Here is a 20,927-nt window from a genome sequence, read left to right as displayed (position 1 = left end):
AATTTATTTCATTGAATTAACCTTTTGTATCATTTTATCAGTTAAATCATATTTAGCGTCATAGGCAACGGTCGAATTTTTATTCAAAATGAAGTCAAGATTATTTTCTTTTCGTAATTGTTCAGCTGCTTGTTTCACACGAGTCTCAAAAGTTGAGTTCATTCCTTGCAAACTAGTTTGAACTTTAGACTGCAAACCTTGTTGAGTTGAATTAAATTCATTTAATTTTGACTGATATTGAGTCTGAAGCTTCTTAATATCATCTTCTTTCATTTTTTGCCCTTGGGTTTGGGCTTGACGTTGAAGACCTTCTAACTCTTTACCCAACTGCTCAAGACGAGTAGTTGTTGGCTTAACAGATTGATTTAAACTTGCATTTTGTTGTTTTAAATAAGTACTACTTTCAACAACTTTAGCAAGATCAATAACACCATAACCAGCTGCATTCGTCATAGCAGAAACTGTAAGGCCTAATCCTAACATTAATATATTTAATTTTTTCATCTTAATTTGTGTCCTTATTGCATGTTTAGTCAAGTCGTACTTAGAAAGTACGACCGATTTCAAACTGAATCTCTTTAGTTTCGTCACCAGGCTTGTCATTTAACGGGAATGCATAGCTAAGAGATAATGGTCCAATCATAGTGATCCATGTGAAGCCTACACCTACGCTATAACGCATATTGCCTAAATCAAAACCGTAGTTATCTTCACAGTATTTTTTAGCATCTGCTATTTGCTGCCCATTCATAATCATAGAATAAGAGCCAACATCACATTTAGTATCAAATACTTGACCACCTTCAGCAAAAAGAACTGGTCGTACTTGGCGAGTCCAATCTCCTTTGAATGGCAATGGTAAAGCAAGCTCTGTACCAAACTGAACTAAAGCATTACCACCAACTTCTTCTGGAGAAGAGTCATTTTTACCTTCTTCTTGTAAATTCACGCTTGAATATTTCGGGCCCAAGGTACTGTTGTCATAACCACGAACAGACCCATAACCACCCGCATAGAAGTTTTTATAGAATGGCAAATCATTACCATAGCCAAGCTTACCATAACCACGTAATACAAAGCCTGAATTACCGATTGGTAAGAATGCTTGTGTATCATAAGTTACTTTTTGGTAATCGACATCACTACCCGGTAAACCAATTTCAAGCCCTACTCGATGAGACATACCTGAAGTTGGGAAAATTGGACGGTTTAGTGTGTTATATGACCAACCTAAATTCAAATTATAAGTAAAGAACTCACCCTCAAACGCACTTCCATAAGGCTCAGAAGTTTTGCCATCTGGACACTTATACAATCCTGTTGTTGGATCTTTCTCAAGGTCAACGAGGCAGTAAGTACTTGTTGAAGTGGTTTTTCCACCATTTGCCTTTAAATAGTCACGGACATAGGTAGAGACATAAGGACCAGTCGTTACTTTAGTATTATCAATACCTAAAGAAGCACTTAGGCTTTGGTTTTCATCAATTGGATAACCAAAACTTAAACTACCACCAAAACTATCGGTAACATAGTTATTAACGTTATAGTCATCATTTAGCTTTGTTTTACGATAGTAAACATTATAACCGCGGCTTACCCCATCAATAGTGAAGTAAGGGTCGGTAACGCTTAAGTTATAGTAGTCTTGAGTTTCAGAACGAGATAAATCGATCGAAACACGATTACCTGTTCCCATAAAGTTAGTTTGACTCAAACCTGCTTGGAATGTGATACCACCACTTTGTGAGTAACCTACCGCTAATGTTGTAGTTCCCGAGTGTTGCTCTTCAACATTTACGTTTAAATCCACCTGATCTGGTGAATTTGGAATACGAGCCGGTTTAATATCAACTGTTTTGAAGAATCCGGTACGCTCTAAACGAACCTTGGACAAATCAATTTTTTCATTACTCGCTAAAGCGCCTTCCATTTGACGCATTTCACGACGCAATACTTCATCAGCAGTTTTACTATTACCTGTAAAGTTAATACGTCGTACGGTTACTTGCTGACCTGGGTTTACATAATAGTTTAAGTCAACAACACCCGTTTCATTATTAATTTGCGGAACGACATTTACATCTGCAAAGTAATAACCTGCATTACCATATTTACGCAATAACAATTGCTTAACAGCATTTACCTTTTCTTGAGAATAGGTATCGCCATCTTTATAAATTTTTAAAGCTTGCAGTTCTTCAGGTTTATAAAGTGCGTCACCTAAAAACTTGGTTTGACCGAATTTGAACTGACTGCCTTCTTCTACAGCAACTTCAATAAAGATATTCTTTTTATCTTCACTGATATTAAGCTGAGAGTTATTGATATGAAAATTGATATAACCTTTATTCAGATACATGGCACGCAAAGCTTCAAGGCTCGCTGCCATTTTCTCTCTAGCATAACGGTCGTTACGGGTTACAACAGAAGCCCAGCCACTTTCTTTAACTGCGAAAGCTTGTTTAATTTCGCTGTCTTTAAAAACAGTGTTACCAATAATATTGATATTAAAAACTTTAGCAGCCGTACCTTCATTAAAATTTAATTTAAGTTCAACACGATTATTTGGACGAGCTATCGTATCAACAGTTACATCAGCATCATAACGGCCTTGCTGAGTATATTGCTGCTCTAATTCAGTTTCAATTGTTTGTAAAGCTGACTTCTTAAAAACTTCGCCTTCAGCAATGCCCATTTTTTTAAGGCCTTGCTCTAAAGCCTCTTTAGGAATAAGTTTATTACCCTTAAATTCAAGCTTTGAAATAATTGGGCGCTCTACCACATTAAAAACTAAAGTATCGTTATCTCTTGATGCTTTAATATCGTCAAAAAGTCCAGTGGCATACAATGTTCGAATTGCTTCTGCGATCATCGGTTCATTAACGCGATCGCCACTGTTGATTGGCAACATGGTAGAAACATTTGCAGGAGTAAGACGGACCAAACCATCTATACGAATATCTCGAACAACGAAATCATCAGCTGCATATGCTTGTTGTACCGCTGCCATAGCGCTAACAAGTGCCAAAGGCATTAAAAAATGTGTGTGCCGCATGCCAGTTTTTCCAGTAAGTTATAAATCCATATACGTTTACAAACGCATAAAATCGTTAAATAAAGCTAAAAGCATCATACTACCGAGCAGTACCATACCAATTTTTAGACCAAACATTTGTATTTGTTCAGAAACAGGCTTCCCACGAATAGCTTCAATAATGTAATAAACGAGGTGTCCACCATCAAGCATTGGAATTGGCAATAAATTTAAAATTCCAAGACTTACACTCATTAAAGCCATAAATGAGATAAAAGTCTGCCATCCCATTTCTGCACTTTGTCCCGCTACTTTCGCGATTGTAATTGGTCCAGAAAGATTCTCTAAGCCAATTAAACCCTTAACCATTTTTACTATCGAACTCAATATCATGCTAGAGATTTGGCCAGTCTTATCTAGCGACATCTGGAAAGCTTGTAATGGAGTATATTGTATTGTTTGCTTATATTCGTCAGGAATTGTAATTTTTCCTGCATCGCTTTTTACGCCTAAAACCCCACTCACTTGCCCCATATTGTCACGCTTTCCTTGGGGCATAACTTGCAAATGAACGAGCTGACCATTACGTAACACATCAATACCAAGTAATTTTTCTGGTGAATGTTGCACAACTTCCACAACATCAAACCAGTCTTTCATTACTTGACCATTAATTGAAACAATACGATCACCGACTTTCATTCCTTGACGAATTGCTGCCCCATCTGCAGTCAACTCAGTTACAACAGCGGGAATAACGGGACGATAAGGTAAAAAACCCAATACATCTAAAGCTGATTCATTTTGATTTTTTAAAAAATCTTTAATTGGTAAAACAATATTTTTTTCAGTACCTGCACGATCTACATCGATATTCAAGTTACCAGTTTCACCTACACGATCAATCAAAGCAAAGTTAAGTTTTTCCCAAGTTTGGGTTTCCTTTCCGTCAACAGCAATAATCTTGTCGCCTACTTGTAGTTGAGCTGTTGCTGCTGGCGAGTTGGGTATAACTTTACCTACTCTTGTATTTAGTTGTTCCTGTGCTGGTAAAAATAAAATCCAAAAAAGTAAAACAGCAAAAATCAAGTTAATTAAAGGTCCAGCCGCAACAATTGCTATACGCTTCCATGGTTTTTGACGGTTAAATGCATAAGGTAAATCTTGCTCTGCAACATTACCTTCGCGCTCATCGAGCATTTTTACATAACCACCTAAAGGCAAAGCTGAAAGTTGGTACTTAATTCCAGATTTTTTTGATGTCCACTTAAGTAATGTCGGACCAAAACCAATAGAATAAACTAGAATCTTAACACCAAGTTTTCGTGCCACCCAATAATGACCGAACTCATGAATTGCAATCAATGGACCGAGCAAGAGAGCTGCTGCTGCAATCATAAATAATGCGCTCATTTCAGCCTCCTATACTTGATATATACTGCTGTGCTACATGTCGTGCTACTTCATCTTTATTCAAAATAGACTCGATATTATCAGCAACTGAGTTTTCCAATTTTTGCAAAGTATGCTCTACCACTTGTGGGATATTTGTAAATCCAATCTGTTCCTTTAAAAATGCAGCAACGGCAACCTCATTTGCAGCATTTAAAATAGTAGGTGCCAGCCCTCCCGCACGCATTGCCTGACGGGCTAAATCAAGTGCTGGAAATTTCTGAATATCCGGTGCTTGAAAATTAAGCTGAGAATATTCAAATAAATCTAAAGCAGGAACATTAGTCTGTAAACGCTCTGGCCATGCTAATGCATGGGCAATCGGTGTACACATGTCTGGATTACCCATTTGAGCCAATGTTGAACCGTCAACATATTGCACCATAGAATGAATAATACTTTGTGGATGAACAACAACTGTAACAAAATGTTCAGATATTGAAAACAAATGACATGCCTCGATCAACTCTAACCCTTTATTCATAAGAGTAGCTGAGTCAACTGAGATTTTCTGTCCCATAGACCAATTGGGATGCTTACAGGCCTGTGCAGGAGTAACTTTTTCTAATTGTTCTAACGAATGGTTTAAAAATGGTCCACCTGAAGCGGTCAATAAAATTCTTGATACACCCTGTTGCGGTTGTCCACTTCTTTCAGCCTCTAAATAATTATGAGGTAATGATTGAAAAATAGCGTTGTGTTCTGAATCTACCGGTAATAATAATGCCTGATGATCACGTACTGCTTGCATCATGATTTCACCAGACATGACCAAAGCTTCTTTATTAGCAAGCAATACGCGTTTACCAGCTTTTACAGCCGCTAATGTTGGTAATAAACCAGCTGCTCCAACAATTGCAGCCATAACTACATCAACATCTGGATGAGATGCGATACTTACTAGCCCTTCCTGATCAGTCAAAATTTCAATATCTTGTAATTCATTCTTTACAAATAAAACTGCTAATTCGTCAACTTTTTGCTTTGGAACAACTACAACTTTTGGTTGAAATTGTTTACATATATCAACCAATTCAAAAATTCGACTATGAGCTGAAATTGCAAATACTGAATACTTATCAGGATGTTGATTTAAAATTTTTAAGGTACTTTGCCCAATGGAACCGGTTACACCCAATATGCAAACAGATTGTGTCATTTATAAATCTACACCAATAAGTTTTAATATATACATTCCCGTTGCAAAGATCGGGGCTGCAGCAAGTAAAGAATCAATACGATCTAAAACACCACCATGACCAGGTAGTACACGTCCAGAATCTTTAATACCAGCACGGCGTTTAATCATCGACTCAAATAAATCACCTAAAACTGAACCGAATACTGTAATCAGTGACAATATAAGAAACAGAATTTGCTGAATTAAAGTTAAATTTAAATACTGATATTGCACAACCAACATTACCAGTATGGTCGTGATAACACCACCATACAAGCCTTCTACCGATTTGTTCGGACTTACTGTTGGTGCTAGTTTTCTTTTACCAAATTTACGGCCAACAAAGTAAGCACCACTATCTGCACCCCACACGAGCAAGAACAAATACATTAACCACCATGGTGAACTTTGCCAAACAACAAAAATTGAAGTTACCGCGGCACAAACTAAAATAATGCCAATTACATATAGAGTAACGTTATACCACCCATCAAATTCAGGAAAAGATTTGACCCAATAAACGCTTACAAGCCAAGTCAAAATTGAAGCTGACCACAACAGTAATGCAATATCATGGAAAAATAGAGCAACGCCCGAAACGAATGCAACAAGCAGACCGTAGCACCAAGCTTTTGGCTTTACAGCATTTACAGTTTCATGGGGCATTAATTTATACCATTCATACCCCGCAACCCCTGCTGCTACAATCATAAGAACCAACATTGGATAATGTGATTGCGTAGCAAACATACAGCCTAAAACAACTGCGACAAGTACCAATGCGGTAACAATCCGCTCTAACATTATAAGTTCTCTATTTTCTCTTGCTGAATTTGTTCAGATGTTTTGCCAAAACGACGTTCACGCCCTGAAAAAACATTCAATGCATGATCGAATTCTTGTACTGTAAATTCTGGCCATAAAGTATCAGTAAAATACAGCTCCGCATATGCTGCTTGCCATAACAAGAAATTAGATATGCGATAATCTCCACCTGTACGGATCAATAAGTCCACAGCTGGCAGATCGTTTAGACTGACATATTTTTCGAACAAATCAACATTTATTTGATCAGCACCAAATTCACCACGGGAAACCGCTTCAGCAACTTGTTTTGCTGCATTTGCAATATCCCACATCCCACCATAGCTCACAGCAATAGTTAAGGTCATAGTGTTATGGTGTGCTGTCTGTTGCTCTGCATCTTCCATTAAGGCAACTAGGTGTGACGGTAATCTGGAACGATCACCGATGAAACGCAAAGCAATATTAAATTTCTTCATGCGAGGTATTTGCTCATGAATAGTTTCTTCAAGAAGCTTCATAAGCAGATCGACTTCAAATTGTGGTCGATTCCAGTTTTCGCTTGAAAATGCAAACACCGTTAAAGCACGAATACCTGTTTTTTTACAATGTTCAACGATAGGATCAAGAACATTTTTACCCTCTCGATGTCCATCACCTTTTTGCATTTGATTTTTTTTTGCAAAGCGGTTGTTGCCATCCATGATGATGGCAACATGCTTAGGAAGATGATACTCTTCTGAATCGGTCATAAAATTTAGACCTTCATCAATTCTGCTTCTTTCGCTGCAAGACGCTTGTCTACTTCTGCAACATATTTGTCAGTAATTTTCTGGATATCATCACCTGCACGGCGCTCATCATCTTCAGAGATTTCTTTCTCTTTTAATAATGCTTTGATATCACCTAATACATCACGACGAATGTTACGAATTGCAACTTTTGCATTTTCAGCTTCGCTACGCGCAATTTTTTGCATATCACGACGTGTTTCTTCAGTTAATGCAGGTAAAGGTACACGAATTGCATCCGCAGTAATCGGGTTTAAACCAAGATCACTCTCACGAATTGCCTTATCAATAGCTGAAACCATTGTACGTTCAAATGGCTGAACAAGAAGTGTACGAGAATCTTCAACCCCAACGTTTGCCACTTGATTTAAAGGCACATCAGAACCGTAGTAAGGAACCATTACCCCATTTAAGATTGATGGGTGTGCACGGCCGGTACGAACTTTAGCAAACCCTAGTTCTAAAGACTCAAGAGTTTTCAACATACGCTGTTCGCTGTCTTTTTTCAGATCGTTAATCATATGATCTACCTTACTTATTTATTCAAGGATGTTTTAACAAATTTAATTTAGCGCTAGTATAAAGAGCTTTCGTCAACACGTACATTATTTAGTAACGCGTGTACCTTCTTTTTCGCCCATGACTACTGACAATAGCGCGCCTGATTTATTCATATCAAAAACTTGTAATGGCACATTATGGTCACGACATAAACAAATAGCTGTCAAATCCATAACACCAAGTTTTTCGTCTAATACTTGATCAAAGGTTAAATGATCATATTTAACTGCATCTTCGTATTTACTTGGATCTTTATTATATACGCCATCTACTTTGGTCGCTTTTAGAATTAAATTTGCTTCAATTTCAATTCCGCGTAAGCAAGCTGCCGTATCAGTCGTAAAGAATGGATTTCCTGTACCAGCAACAAAAACACAAACTTCACCTTGACTCAAGTGACGAATCGCATCACGACTTGAATAAGACTCCACTACTGTACCAATTGGTAATGCAGACATAAGGCGAGTTCTGATATTACGGCGAACTAATGCATCACGCATAGCCAAACCATTCATTACAGTTGCAAGCATACCCATTTGATCGCCTGTTACACGACCAACCAAGCCATCCTTTTGCAACTGACTACCACGATACAAGTTACCGCCACCAACAACGATACCCACTTGCACACCCAAGCCAACTAAGTGAGCAATTGAAAGGGACATTTGATCAAGGACTTGAGCATCAATACCCATGTCTTTGTTACCTGATAATGCTTCACCAGATAGTTTTAATAAAATGCGTGAATAACGGGGGCTAATTGTTTCCGCCATGAGTTTGCTCCAAAACCTCTTAAACTGAATGCTTTTTTGAATCGTTATCGATTAAACCGACTTAATTTTAATTAACTTTGCAAATAAGTCGTATTCATCCGCATCGGTGATTTCGACTTCCAACATATCGCCTGGTTGAATAGTGCTCTTATCGATATCTTCTACAAAGACATTACCGTCAATTTCCGGAGCATCGGCATAAGAACGTGCAACAGCAACAGGATATTCATCTTCCAAACTATCGACTAATACAGTCATCGTTTGACCAATACGTTTTTGCAACTTAGCAGCAGAAATTTGTTGCTGCACTTGCATAAAGCGCTCGTAACGCTCTTGCTTAATTTCTTCAGGCACATGATCGGGTAAATCATTTGCCGTAGCGCCTTCTACTGGTGAGTAGGTAAAGCAGCCAACACGATCAAGTTCAGCTTCAACTAACCAATCGAGCAATATTTGAAAATCTTCTTCAGTTTCGCCTGGGAAACCCACTACAAATGTAGAGCGAATCACAAGATCTGGGCATTTTTCACGCCACAATTTAATTTTTTCGAGTGTATTTTCACTGTGAGCCGGACGCTTCATTAACTTAAGAATACGCGGGCTTGCATGTTGGAATGGAATATCAAGATATGGCAGAATTTTACCTTGTGCCATTAAGTCAATAACCGCATCAACATGTGGGTATGGATAAACATAATGTAAGCGCACCCAGATACCAAGTTGGCCTAGTGCTTCACACATATCAAAGAATTTTGTTTTAACAGGCTGGCCATTCCAGAAATCAAGTTTGTACTTGGTATCTACACCATAAGCTGATGTATCTTGGGAAATAACCAAGATTTCTTTAACACCTGCTCTTTTAAGCGCAGCGGCTTCTTCCAGTACACTTCCAACTGGACGCGATACTAGATCGCCACGCATACTTGGGATAATACAGAAGGTACAACGGTGGTTACATCCTTCAGATATTTTTAAATAGGCATAATGTTTTGGTGTTAAGCGAATTCCTTGTTCAGGAACCAAATCAACAAACGGGTTGTGTTTAGGTGGTGCTGGGACATATTCATGTACAGCTTCCATTACATCTTGATAAGCTGCTGCACCAGTAACCTTTAAAACATTTGGATGCATTTGACGAATTTTGTCTTCGTCTTTACCTAAGCATCCAGTAACGATTACTCGACCATTTTCACTCATGGCCTCGCCAATTGCATCTAGCGACTCTTGTACCGCAGATTCGATAAAACCACAGGTATTAACAACAACTAAATCAGCACCATCATAATCTGATGCAACTTGATAACCTTCAGTCTTTAACTGAGTTAAAATTCGTTCAGAATCTACCAATGCCTTAGGACAACCTAAAGAAACAAAACCGACTTTGGGGGTCTTCATGAATCTGCGCTCCACTTGAATGCGCGTATTGTATGTCTTTTCTTGTCTCAAGCATAGGTGGAAAGCCTACTCTTTGTGTAATGCACCAAAATACGACCAACATTTGCACCAAAACTCACCTTTGCACCAAGTTGGATCATGTTATTATCTATATTCAAGCCATCAGTTTTGATCAACCGATATAAAGACCGATTTCAGCGCGTTTTTAAATACTTTAAAACTTTAAAATAACCCATAAACAAAGTTGGCGTATATTTTGCATCGTTCATGTTCTATAACGGTGAAAATCCGATAACCAATGAAGATGCCATTGCGCTATTTTAAGACAGGAACGATTCGCTAATGGATCAACACAACCCTATCGACTATCGCCTATTGGTAGACAATTTAACTACTGCGATTTTACTCATCGATAGTAATTTGAATATCTTTTATTTAAATTCAGCATGCGAAGCACTTTTCGACATTAGCTTGCTGCGTGCTTCTGGACAACCGGTTCTGAACTTACTTCATGCACCTGACGATACCTTTAATACTCATGAAGCTTTACTCAACACTTTAAAAACAGGACAGCCGTATACACGCCGAGAGGCAGTAATCAATGTGAATTTTAAAGACTTACATGTTGATTATACAGTTTCACAATTAAATGCCGGTAAGAGTTATCACCCTCTTCTCCTCATAGAGCTAAATCCAATTGATCGTATGTTGAAAATTTCTAAAGAAGAAAATCTAGTTCAACAACATCAAGTAGCAAGACAGCTTGTAAGAGGTGTGGCACATGAAATTAAAAACCCGCTTGCTGGCATACGAGGTGCAACTCAATTACTCGCTCGCAGCCTGAATGATGAAAGTTATGCAGAATTTACAGATGTTATTATTAATGAAGTAGATCGTTTAACTAACTTGGCAGATACCATGTTAGGTTCAAGACAACTACCAAGTTATGAAAACGTAAATGTTCATGAACCTTTAGAACGTGTACGTTCTTTAATTGCAAATCAGACTAAAAAGAAAATTAAGATCACGCGTGATTACGATTTATCTCTGCCAGATGTAAAGGCTGATCGCGATCAGTTGATTCAAGTTATGCTGAATATTAGTGTAAATGCTATTCAGGCCATGACTGAAAACAAATCATTTTTTAAAGACCAAGAGCCGGAATTACTTTTACGTACCCGCATTCAACGTCTGGTTACCATTAATGGTGTGCTCAACCGCTCGACTGTACGGGTAGACATTGAAGACAATGGACCTGGTATTCCTGAAAGTATTTTAGAGTCGGTATTCTATCCATTGGTTACTGGACGAGCAAAAGGCACAGGGCTTGGCCTGAGTATTGCACAGAATATTATGCATCAACATAACGGAATGATTGAATGCCAATCTGTTCCTGGAAAAACAATTTTTAGCTTATATTTACCTTGGGAGTCAGACCGTGTCGCGAAATAAAATATGGGTTATTGATGATGATCGCGCCATGCGATGGGTATTGGAAAAGACTTTTAAAGAAGAAGGATTTGACGTTACCAATTTTGAAGAAGCTCAAACTGCGCTTGAACGTTTGCACCATGATGCTCCCGATGTCATCTTAACTGACATCCGCATGCCTGGAATTGATGGTTTAACTTTTTTATCTAAAGTCAAAAACACTCATCCAGATTTACCTGTCATTATTATGACAGCACATTCTGACTTAGAGTCTGCTGTATCAAGCTATCAAACAGGTGCATTTGAATATTTACCAAAGCCTTTTGATATTGATGAAGCTTTAGCTTTAGTCAATCGCGCGATCCTGCATATTAATAAACTACAACAGCAAGAAGCTACAAAAACAGCCTCACCTCTTCAATCAACAGAAATTATTGGTGAATCTCCGGCAATGCAGGAGGTTTTCCGTGCTATCGGCCGTTTATCGCAATCTCATATTACTGTTTTAATTAATGGTGAATCGGGTACGGGTAAAGAATTAGTTGCTCATGCTTTACACAAGCACTCCCCACGCCGTGCCAAGCCTTTTATTGCTTTAAATATGGCTGCGATACCAAAAGACTTGATTGAAACCGAGTTATTTGGTCATGAAAAAGGCGCTTTCACGGGTGCAAACACCCAACATCAAGGCCGCTTTGAACAAGCAAATGGCGGAACACTATTCCTTGATGAAATTGGGGACATGCCCTTTGAAACACAAACTCGACTACTGCGCGTACTCGCTGATGGTGAGTTCTATCGTGTAGGTGGGCACATTCCAGTTAAAGTTGATGTTCGAATCGTGGCAGCAACACATCAGGATTTAGAAAAGCTAGTAAATGAAGGTCGCTTCCGTGAAGACTTATATCACCGCTTAAATGTGATTCGTATTCACATTCCTAAGCTTGCCCACCGTAGTGAAGATATTCCAATGCTTGCGCAGCATTTCCTTGCGCGTGCAGGTAAAGAGCTTGGCGTAAGTCCAAAAATTCTACGCACTGAAACAACGGACTACATGCAACAGTTACCATGGCCGGGTAACGTACGACAACTTGAGAATACTTGCCGCTGGCTAACTGTAATGATTACTGGCCGCGAAGTTTATCCAGAAGATTTACCTTCTGAACTCAAACAAGTTCCATTGCAAAAGAATAGTGATTCTAGTCAACCGGCACCTTCTTTTGAGCGTATTTCTCTACATCACTGGGATGAACTACTAAATCAATGGGCTATTCAAAAGCTTAAAAATGGTGAAATGAAAATTTTAGATATTGCCACACCAATGTTTGAACGCACGTTAATTAATGCTGCTTTACAACAAACACGTGGACGCAAACGTCATGCAGCAGAATTATTGGGTTGGGGCCGCAATACCTTAACACGCAAGTTAAAAGAACTTGGAATGGATTCTGCAGATGATGACGAAGAAGATGAGCACAAGGTTACTCAAACTGAAGCCTAGAAATCTCATTATTTAACTTCAGAGCGGTTAAGTCATTCTTAGCCGCTTTATTTTTAAATCAGATTTTTCTTAAAATATAATGTAAACACAAGGTTACATCATCAAATCCTTCTACAACCAACTCTAAGCTTATATTTTGTATTAGTTTATTTTTTGAATTAGCCACTTACTGTTCAGCATATGATCTAAAAAAATGGTTATGGCCATCACTAAAGATAGTTTTGCTATACTAGATAAGCAAAGTCAGTTGTTGTTATTAAATTTTATGCATGATTCAGTCCTGGATTCACATCACCTTGCATGTGAGAAGCCTCAAACACGCCGCGGTATTGAACGTCGTTTAGCTCTATTGTTAAGCGCGACCGAGCTGTTCCTAGAGAAAGGATATGATGCCGTATCTCTCGATGATATTGTTAATCATGCTGGTGGCTCCAAGGCTTCTATTTATAAATATTTTGGCAATAAGGAAGGACTTTTTACTGCTATTTGTGATCATAAACGTGAAATGTTTTTTAAAGATATTTGCATTCCATTCCAACCTGAGAAAAGCACTTTAAGAGAATATCTGATTCAAACACTTAATCGTGTATATGTTCATATTATTCAGCCCGAACATGTTGCATTTTTAAGACTTATTATTGAACAGACCGAATGTAACACTGTCCTCATACAATACTTATATGACAAATGGGTACATAATTTACAAAATACACTTACTCAAGCATTAGAGTTTGCGGATAAATCAGGCGAAATTACCTGTAATTCTCCGTATTATTCTTCACTCATGTATTTTGGGATTTTACGAGATATTGAATGGCGAATGATTATGGGAATGCCACTTCCACCCAATGAGAAAGAAGTTATTGATTATATTAATTATTGTGTAGATATTTTCTTAAAAGGCCATCATAAAGTCTAATTCTTTTGCATTTTAAAATGCTTATAGTATAGTAGACTTCTTTTTTCCCACATCCACCCAGCCAACAACAGATAATTGTTATATTTCAAAACAATTATTATGGAGTAGCTACATGGCTCTAAGACATTTCCTGACTTTACGTGATCTATCCACTCTAGAACTTAATCGCATTTTAGAACGCGCAAGCGAACTTAAAAAAATGCAACATGACAATAAGGTCTACCAGCCTTTTGTTGGTAAAGTATTGGGAATGATTTTTGAGAAATCAAGTACGCGTACACGTATCTCTTTTGAAGCAGGTATTAACCAATTTGGCGGTAGTGCGATTTTTTTATCGCCTCGTGACACACAATTAGGCCGTGGTGAACCAATCGAAGATTCTGCACGTGTAATTTCAAGTATGCTTGATATTGTGATGATTCGTACTTTTGGTCATGACATTGTTGAACGTTTTGCATCTTATTCAAAAGTTCCTGTAATTAACGGCCTAACTGATGATCATCATCCATGCCAGTTACTTGCTGACTTACAAACTTATATTGAACATCGCGGCAGCATTGAAGGCAAAACCGTTGCTTGGATTGGTGATGGCAATAATATGTGTAATTCATATATTGAAGCTGCACACATGATGGGTTTCAAACTCAAAATTGCATCGCCAAAAGGATATGAACCTAAACCTGAATTTTTAGCCGAGTTTGGTCATTGCGTTGAGCTTTATGATAATGCGGAAGATGCAGCAGTAAATGCTGACCTTATTGTGACTGATGTATGGGCAAGCATGGGCCAAGAAGAAGAGCAAAAACTTCGTGAAAAAGCATTTGCTGATTTTCAGGTTAACGAAAAATTAATGAGCCTTGCTCACCCAGATTGTTTATTCATGCACTGCTTACCTGCTCATCGCGGCGAAGAAATTTCTGAAACCATGCTCGATTATAAAAATGCAGTCGTATGGGATGAAGCAGAAAACCGTCTCCATGCTCAAAAAGCTTTAGTCGAATTTTTATTGAATGAAAATCTAAAAGCTTAAGTATTTACATAGGAAACAGCATCTTTATGATGCTGTTTTTTTTATTTTATAAGACTTGTACTTTTCCAGTTAATTATTTTTAAAATTTTGATAACGTTGTCGAATATATAAGCAGGCTGTATTTCAACTATTCTCTAGAATCGTGTATAACATTCTACACAATAAGCTAAGCCTACTCTTGTAGAGTGCGATCATGACAACCCTTGAACAATCATTATCTCAAATTCCCGCATTTTCGATTATTCATGAACATTTATTTAGCTCGGCCCAGCCTTCTGCTGAACAACTAAAATTGATTAAAGAGTTTGGTTGTAGCACAGTCATTAACCTTGCTTTAACTAATGCTTCAAATCATCTTGAGAATGAAGACCGTATTTGTTTAGACCTTGGTTTAAATTATATTCATATTCCAATTGATTGGGAGATGCCTTCTGCTGAGCAGTGCTTATTAGTTATAGATTTGATTGATCATTTAGTGCAAAATGAAATTGTTTGGATACATTGCGCCAAAAATAAACGCGTAAGTTGCCTTATGTATGTTTATAGACAGTTTTATATGAATATGGATATGCCTGCATCTCAGGATTTATTACACGAAATTTGGGAACCTAATGAGACTTGGACTGGTCTCATTCATAGTATTACCTTACAGCTACAAGGCCGTAAGGCAACTCTCGAACTTCAGCAGTCTTTGCAACAGGCCGATCACTTAGTGTGATGAGAGACTAAAACAGTCGCCGTAGCCAAAATACCCTCTTGACGACCGGTAAACCCAAGTTTTTCGGTTGTCGTTGCTTTAATACTAATTTGATTAATATCTACATTTAGAACATCAGCAATGCTTTGACGCATTTCAAGATTATGCTTAGCTAATTTTGGACGCTCGCAAGCCACCGTAATATCGGCATTATTTAACTGATAACCACGGTCTAAGATTAATTGATAAACATGCTTTAACAATACTCGGCTATCTGCGCCTTTGTATTCTGGGTCAGTATCAGGAAAATGTTGTCCAATATCACCAAGTGCTAAAGCACCTAATAAAGCATCACATAGCGCATGAAGTACCACGTCACCATCAGAATGCGCTTTCAAACCATGTGTATGTGGAATTTGAATACCCGCCAATGTAACGAAGTTCCCCTCTTCAAAGGCGTGTACATCCATTCCTTGTCCAATACGAATCTGAGCAACCATATAAATTATTACCTTCCATAAAAACTTAAGAAATCTTGTATTCAGCCGTTCTGTTTCGCTATAGTACATCTAGCAAAGTAGACTGAAAGTATAAGCGATCATGCTGTCTAATACTGATATGAATCAATTGAAAAGATTAAGTTTTGTCGTGACACTGAGCTGTTTATGTTCACCTCTTGTCTTTGCAGAAACAATAGACTGCTCCAATACTGGAGCTGAGCTTAAAATCTGTTCAAAAACATTTAGTGAATCGAGAAAGCAACTCAATAATAAATATCTTTCTGCATATTTAGTTACTGATGCCCCCCTACAGCTCTTACAGGATACACAAAAGTTATGGTCTAAACATACTCAGCAATGCAAGAGTAATACATGCATTCAACAACAGTTTGATTTACGTACTGATGACTTAAATTTTTATGCTTCACTTAAGCAAACGCTTAGCCAGCATTATCTTAAGTTTGAAAATGGACATATAGCAGCTCAGCCTGTACACATTCAAGTCCATCAGCTCGCGAAAGATAAAATTAAGATTGAAGGGATAGCATACCGCAATCCAAATAACCGCAAAGAAACTCAAACGATTTCATTGATGGCCTATAGTTCACCTGAACAAAAAAGTGAGATTTTAGACAATGAGCACAACTGTAAATATCAGTTTAATTTTCAAAAAGCTTTGCTTAATGTGAAAACTCAGCAAAAAGGCTGTGAACGTTTTAGCGGAATCTACCGCCTATATGATTAACGCTTAAAATAAAAGCCAGTGCTTGAACACTGGCTTTTTACTTTCTACGCTGGATATTTTTGAGCAATATCCTGACCGACTAAAACTGCGGTTGCCGCAGACAAAGTCCAACCTAAATGCCCATGCCCTGTATTATAAAAAACACGAGGTTGTTTAGATTGCTTAACAACAGGCAGCATATTCGGCATCATTGGTCTTAACCCTGCCCAAGGCACCACATGCTCAGTTGAAATATCAAAGTTACGATTAACCCAATTCACTAATGGTTGAATACGATCAGCCCGTATGTCGCGGTTATAGCCATTAAACTCAGCAGTCCCTGCCACACGCAGTCGATCTTTACCTAAACGAGAAGTCACAATTTTTGCACTTTCATCTAGTAAACTCACCCAAGGAGCATTCTTTACACTGTGCTCATCTTTTAATTGCACGGTAATTGAATAACCTTTTACTGGATACACATTTACTCGCTCACCAATCATATCGGCAAGTTGATAACTCCCCACACCACCACAAACAACAAGTACATCACCTTCAAGCTGAATGTTATCGGACTCAACCAGATATGGATGCTCAGCACTTGGCTGACAAGTTACGACTACTTTGTCTGCGCTGCACTTAATATCCATAACTTCTAGGCCAAACTTATATTGAACACCATATTGTTTAGTCTTCTCAGCCAAAGAAGTTGAATATTTATGAATATCACCCGTCGCATCACTTGGTGTGTAATAGCCACCGAAATAGTCACCCGTCAAAGATGGTTCTATTGTTTTCATTTCATCAGGTGAAACCGAATAGCGTTCCAATGTACCTTTGTTCAATACGTTATTAACTTGTTTAGCAATCTCGTAGTCAGCCTTACTGTGATACATATGGAGGATTCCACGTTTCTCCAAATCAAACTCAAGCTGCTCTTTTTCAGCAACTTCAAACAAACGCTTACGAGCGAGCAATGCCAAACGGACCGTCTCAATCGTATTCGCTTCATAGTTTTTAATATGTGATAGAAATTCAACTAGCCAACTATACTTATGCAAACTAAATGAAGGGTTCAACAATAGAGGAGCATCTTTTTGTCTCATCCATTTAAAGCCTTTAATGACGGTGGCTTTTTGGTTCCATACTTCGGCGTTACAAGCCGATAATTGCCCTCCATTGGCAAATGATGTTTCCATTGCAGGATATAAATGTCGATCAATCACTGTGACTTGATAACCTAGTTGCGATAATTCATAAGCAGAGGTAACCCCTGTAATTCCCGCACCTATCACAATAACACGTGGCATAACAGACTCCTCAGAAATGCAAGAACATTTCATCAGTACAGCCCATCTGTCATTGGTACCTGAGAGTTTCGACCCCAACGTTACCTTTTAACGTTTAGATCTTCCCCTTCGGTGAGTTTATAATTTATAAGTTATTGTTTTCCATTCTTATAAATCTAAGCTTCTCTCCAGATTTTTTAATTATTACAGTCCTTTTGCCTGAGAGTTTCCGGGCTTGTTGCTCCTTCGGCGGGTTCTTAAAGAACCTCTCTCCCGCAATAATTTTGTATTTATATAAGCAATGTATCTGCCACATTGAAAAAAACGCATTCTTTTCTTGTAAACTTTTGTATAAGCAATCTTAAAATTATAAAGCACTGATTTAATTATAAAATAAAAAAGGTGAATTTTTATAAATTCACCTTTTACACTTAAATTAGAGTTTACCGTTAAGCACTTGGTCTGAAACCGTACCCTTCCATTGCTCACGCAAGGTTGGTAAGTAGAATTTCTCACCAATAGTGACCAGTTCAGCATCAATCAATGCATGAACTTCGTGCATAAAAATATAATCCAAAGCAACCAAAGAAAGCTGATGATTTTTTTGCGCTGTTTTCTTACGTTTTACCTGTGCTTGTTTCACTAACTCATTTGCAAAGTTTTTATCTTTATAAGCAGTAATTGCATTTAAACGAAGCTCAATAACACCCCATCCCGCTAATAGCTTTTTAAAAACTTCAAAATCTTTTGAGGTTGATTCCCACGTTACGTTTTCTAGATCATTATCTTCAGGTAAAACTGGTAATAATAAATCCGCTGTACTTGGGAAAATCTTTTTAAGATTTAACAGAAACTTAACCGGCTGATCACTAGGATAATCATTAAATTGCACATGTTGTTGGGTATCTGTCAAATAAATAGAGAGCATTCAAAAATCCTTAACTAAGCAGCTGTTTTTAATAATTTTATCTCTAACTTTGCGAAATACATGCAAAACAGAAAACAATATAAAAACAGGACAAGGTGGGCATTTTAACAATTATGACGGCTTATTCAACGCCAATTCGCCATTAATTAGTGAAAGTTTCAGTCTCTGTGATAAAAAGCTCTCCGAAGAGAGCTTAACTTTAAATAGAACATCAAAAATCCGTTGTAATTCTTGGTTTCGATTAACCTTGATATTGATCAACTTTATAATTTGGTTGATCTACAAGCAATTCAATAAAAGACGGTATAGATGTAGTGTTAAGCAGATAAGGATTAAACTCATCAACATGATGATGATGAAAGAACTCTTTTATTTTCGTGTTAATGGGAGCAAATTTCATACTCCAATGTTTAAATAGCCGTTGTTCGGATGGTTCTGAAAAGATGATTTCACAGTTCTGGTGTCTCGAATCTTTCAAAATTAATTTATAAAATAGCGATTCGACCTGTTCTTTCTCACCTTCTAAATACTGCAAGAAGTATCCATTACCATAGTAAAGCACTCCTGTAATATCATTATGTGAATTGAATTTGACAGCTTCTGTGAGAATATCAATTAAATCTTGTTTTATTTGACTATGTTCACTATTGGTTTTACTTGCATACATAAAGCCTATTAAACTCATAGCGATACTCGAAGATAGATTTCAATGTGCATTGTGGCATCTACACCCTGTTCTTACAATGTAAGCTATTTAAAACCTTGTATTTCAAAAGTAAAGATTATTTTCTTTTTGAAAATGACAAACTTTAACAACCGGAAATCTTTTGTAAATTAATGCCAACCTAACAAGTTAATTAGACACTATTAATTTTAGTACAATTGAAAATTATCTTTAATGTATGGATGTCTTCTAATGGAGAATCATGAAATTATTCTTCAAGACGAACATCATAAACAGTTTAAGATTATTAAAGTTCAAGATGTTCGTTTTGATAAGAATACCCTTAACAATAGCTACCAATGGTTATGGATATTTGATCATAGTTCAGAGTTTTTTCCATTTGAGTTATGGGATCAGCTTGATCATGCAACTATTCATCAAAAGATCAAACTCGACAATCAAGTTTTCCGGATTATAAAGATTCTGACGAAGAAAACGAAAGTTAGGCCCTCATGAAAGATAAGTACTTAACCAAGTTAAAATCACTGAAACCAATGCTTTCGGCTGTTCAATCGGAATCATATGACCAGTATTATTAATTATCTCAAGCTTTGCATGGGGTAACTGATCTAATAATTCTATAGCTTCTTCCTTAGAGCGCAGCTGGTCCTCTGTACCAGAAATAATTAAAGTTGGGCATGTGATCTTACTCATATCATAAGAACTTCTATCTAACATAGATTGTTTAACGAACTCTTCATAACCTAGAGTCCTGCCCATCTCTTGGATTCTTTTTACAAGAGTACGATTCTGCACATTTGATGGATGAAGTGTTTTTTCAATCGATATTGAGCTTAGTCCATGAAAAGTTTTCCCAGAGTTAAGTTTAATTGCCGTTAACTTTTGATTTTTCAGCTCTTCTGTATCTGAGCGTAGTGAAGAAGCTATTAAAATAAGTGCCTTAACTTTTTCAGGAAATTGCTCCACTATAGATCTAGCGATATATCCTCCAAGTGAGAATCCAATCAGTACAAAGCTTTGTGGCGCATGTTCAACAATATTTTGAGCAATTTCCCTTATGGTTCGCCCTTGTTTTAAAGTAGCTCGAGATATATTCCACTCTTTAGGCATTTCATCTATGAGTTCATTCCAGAGAGATTCATCAAGCATATAACCAGGAATTAAAACAACTGAAATTGGCTCTTGATTCATAAGTTTTTTAATACCTTACTTGTAAATTATAACTAACAGCAT

General features: G+C 37.4%; 21 protein-coding genes and 1 riboswitch. Of the genes, 7 read left to right on the top strand and 14 right to left on the bottom strand.

Features of this window, described 5'->3' with window-relative positions; genetic code table 11:
• Window positions 1-3: 3 nt before the first annotated feature.
• From AC52J8_RS07720 to rimO, 9 genes are all read right to left on the bottom strand, one after another.
• Entirely contained in the window at window positions 4-504 is a 501-nt protein-coding gene (locus tag AC52J8_RS07720) for an OmpH/Skp family outer membrane protein (protein ID WP_016145644.1), read from the bottom strand.
• Between the two features lie 40 nt (window positions 505-544).
• Window positions 545-3,055, bottom strand: a complete 2,511-nt coding sequence (gene bamA / locus AC52J8_RS07715) for an outer membrane protein assembly factor BamA (RefSeq protein WP_197738991.1) — start codon at window positions 3,053-3,055, stop codon at window positions 545-547.
• A 36-nt stretch (window positions 3,056-3,091) separates the two neighbouring features.
• Window positions 3,092-4,447, bottom strand: coding sequence for an RIP metalloprotease RseP (gene rseP, locus AC52J8_RS07710; protein ID WP_086399484.1), 1,356 nt, complete (start codon window positions 4,445-4,447; stop codon window positions 3,092-3,094).
• A 1-nt stretch (window position 4,448) separates the two neighbouring features.
• Window positions 4,449-5,645: a 1-deoxy-D-xylulose-5-phosphate reductoisomerase gene (gene ispC, locus AC52J8_RS07705; RefSeq protein WP_086399485.1), complete on the bottom strand. Its 1,197-nt coding sequence runs from the start codon at window positions 5,643-5,645 to the stop codon at window positions 4,449-4,451.
• Window positions 5,646-6,470 carry a phosphatidate cytidylyltransferase gene (locus AC52J8_RS07700; RefSeq protein ID WP_086399486.1) on the bottom strand — a complete coding sequence of 275 codons (825 nt, stop codon included), beginning with the start codon at window positions 6,468-6,470 and terminating at the stop codon, window positions 5,646-5,648.
• Window positions 6,470-7,222 (bottom strand): polyprenyl diphosphate synthase, encoded by a 753-nt coding sequence (gene uppS, locus AC52J8_RS07695; protein ID WP_002115643.1) that lies wholly within the window; start codon window positions 7,220-7,222, stop codon window positions 6,470-6,472. Before uppS ends, AC52J8_RS07700 begins: the two co-directional genes overlap by 1 nt.
• A gap of 5 nt (window positions 7,223-7,227) precedes the next feature.
• A complete protein-coding gene (frr, locus tag AC52J8_RS07690; protein ID WP_002115638.1) occupies window positions 7,228-7,782 on the bottom strand; it encodes a ribosome recycling factor in 555 nt (184 codons plus the stop codon).
• 84 nt (window positions 7,783-7,866) lie between these two features.
• Entirely contained in the window at window positions 7,867-8,595 is a 729-nt protein-coding gene (pyrH, locus tag AC52J8_RS07685) for a UMP kinase (RefSeq protein ID WP_000852257.1), read from the bottom strand.
• Between the two features lie 51 nt (window positions 8,596-8,646).
• Entirely contained in the window at window positions 8,647-9,990 is a 1,344-nt protein-coding gene (gene rimO / locus AC52J8_RS07680) for a 30S ribosomal protein S12 methylthiotransferase RimO (protein WP_002115588.1), read from the bottom strand.
• 342 nt (window positions 9,991-10,332) lie between these two features.
• Here rimO and glnL point away from each other — a divergent pair, with 342 nt between their 5' ends.
• The 5 genes from glnL (at window position 10,333) to AC52J8_RS07655 (ending at window position 15,589) form a co-directional block, all read left to right on the top strand.
• Complete coding sequence (glnL, locus tag AC52J8_RS07675) at window positions 10,333-11,442, top strand: nitrogen regulation protein NR(II) (RefSeq protein ID WP_086399487.1); 1,110 nt, start codon at window positions 10,333-10,335, stop codon at window positions 11,440-11,442.
• Window positions 11,429-12,922 carry a nitrogen regulation protein NR(I) gene (glnG, locus tag AC52J8_RS07670; protein ID WP_002115702.1) on the top strand — a complete coding sequence of 498 codons (1,494 nt, stop codon included), beginning with the start codon at window positions 11,429-11,431 and terminating at the stop codon, window positions 12,920-12,922. Before glnL ends, glnG begins: the two co-directional genes overlap by 14 nt.
• Before the next feature lie 265 nt (window positions 12,923-13,187).
• Window positions 13,188-13,841: a TetR/AcrR family transcriptional regulator gene (locus AC52J8_RS07665; RefSeq protein WP_197739003.1), complete on the top strand. Its 654-nt coding sequence runs from the start codon at window positions 13,188-13,190 to the stop codon at window positions 13,839-13,841.
• A gap of 112 nt (window positions 13,842-13,953) precedes the next feature.
• Window positions 13,954-14,871, top strand: coding sequence for an ornithine carbamoyltransferase (gene argF / locus AC52J8_RS07660; RefSeq protein WP_086399488.1), 918 nt, complete (start codon window positions 13,954-13,956; stop codon window positions 14,869-14,871).
• 193 nt (window positions 14,872-15,064) lie between these two features.
• Window positions 15,065-15,589 carry a protein tyrosine phosphatase family protein gene (locus tag AC52J8_RS07655; RefSeq protein ID WP_086399489.1) on the top strand — a complete coding sequence of 175 codons (525 nt, stop codon included), beginning with the start codon at window positions 15,065-15,067 and terminating at the stop codon, window positions 15,587-15,589.
• Here the strand turns inward: AC52J8_RS07655 and ispF are convergent.
• The gene (gene ispF, locus AC52J8_RS07650; protein WP_002115651.1) at window positions 15,577-16,068 is read right to left on the bottom strand and encodes a 2-C-methyl-D-erythritol 2,4-cyclodiphosphate synthase; all 492 of its coding nucleotides are present in this window, start codon (window positions 16,066-16,068) and stop codon (window positions 15,577-15,579) included. The two genes, AC52J8_RS07655 and ispF, sit on opposite strands and share 13 nt — an antisense overlap.
• Before the next feature lie 100 nt (window positions 16,069-16,168).
• On the opposite strand from ispF, the gene AC52J8_RS07645 reads away from it, so the two are divergent.
• Window positions 16,169-16,813, top strand: a complete 645-nt coding sequence (locus tag AC52J8_RS07645; RefSeq protein ID WP_198912090.1) for an A1S_1983 family putative colistin resistance protein — start codon at window positions 16,169-16,171, stop codon at window positions 16,811-16,813.
• Between the two features lie 44 nt (window positions 16,814-16,857).
• Here the strand turns inward: AC52J8_RS07645 and AC52J8_RS07640 are convergent, their stop codons facing one another.
• From AC52J8_RS07640 to AC52J8_RS07630, 3 genes are all read right to left on the bottom strand, one after another.
• Window positions 16,858-18,102: a D-amino acid dehydrogenase gene (locus tag AC52J8_RS07640; protein WP_086399490.1), complete on the bottom strand. Its 1,245-nt coding sequence runs from the start codon at window positions 18,100-18,102 to the stop codon at window positions 16,858-16,860.
• Window positions 18,103-18,278: 176 nt separating this feature from the next.
• Window positions 18,279-18,367, bottom strand: a riboswitch (glycine riboswitch).
• Between the two features lie 150 nt (window positions 18,368-18,517).
• Window positions 18,518-19,009 (bottom strand): hypothetical protein, encoded by a 492-nt coding sequence (locus tag AC52J8_RS07635; RefSeq protein WP_002115670.1) that lies wholly within the window; start codon window positions 19,007-19,009, stop codon window positions 18,518-18,520.
• A 241-nt stretch (window positions 19,010-19,250) separates the two neighbouring features.
• Complete coding sequence (locus AC52J8_RS07630; protein ID WP_032036535.1) at window positions 19,251-19,694, bottom strand: BLUF domain-containing protein; 444 nt, start codon at window positions 19,692-19,694, stop codon at window positions 19,251-19,253.
• 231 nt (window positions 19,695-19,925) lie between these two features.
• Between AC52J8_RS07630 and AC52J8_RS07625 the strand changes: the two genes are divergently transcribed.
• Complete coding sequence (locus AC52J8_RS07625; RefSeq protein WP_032052537.1) at window positions 19,926-20,189, top strand: hypothetical protein; 264 nt, start codon at window positions 19,926-19,928, stop codon at window positions 20,187-20,189.
• Here the strand turns inward: AC52J8_RS07625 and AC52J8_RS07620 are convergent.
• Window positions 20,184-20,885 (bottom strand): alpha/beta fold hydrolase, encoded by a 702-nt coding sequence (locus AC52J8_RS07620; protein WP_086399491.1) that lies wholly within the window; start codon window positions 20,883-20,885, stop codon window positions 20,184-20,186. The two genes, AC52J8_RS07625 and AC52J8_RS07620, sit on opposite strands and share 6 nt — an antisense overlap.
• Window positions 20,886-20,927: the final 42 nt, after the last annotated feature.

Source organism: Acinetobacter sp. S-1 (genome assembly GCF_059579785.1).
The sequence above is the reverse complement of the archived record's forward strand: the minus strand, read 5'-3'. Positions and strand labels throughout refer to the sequence as shown.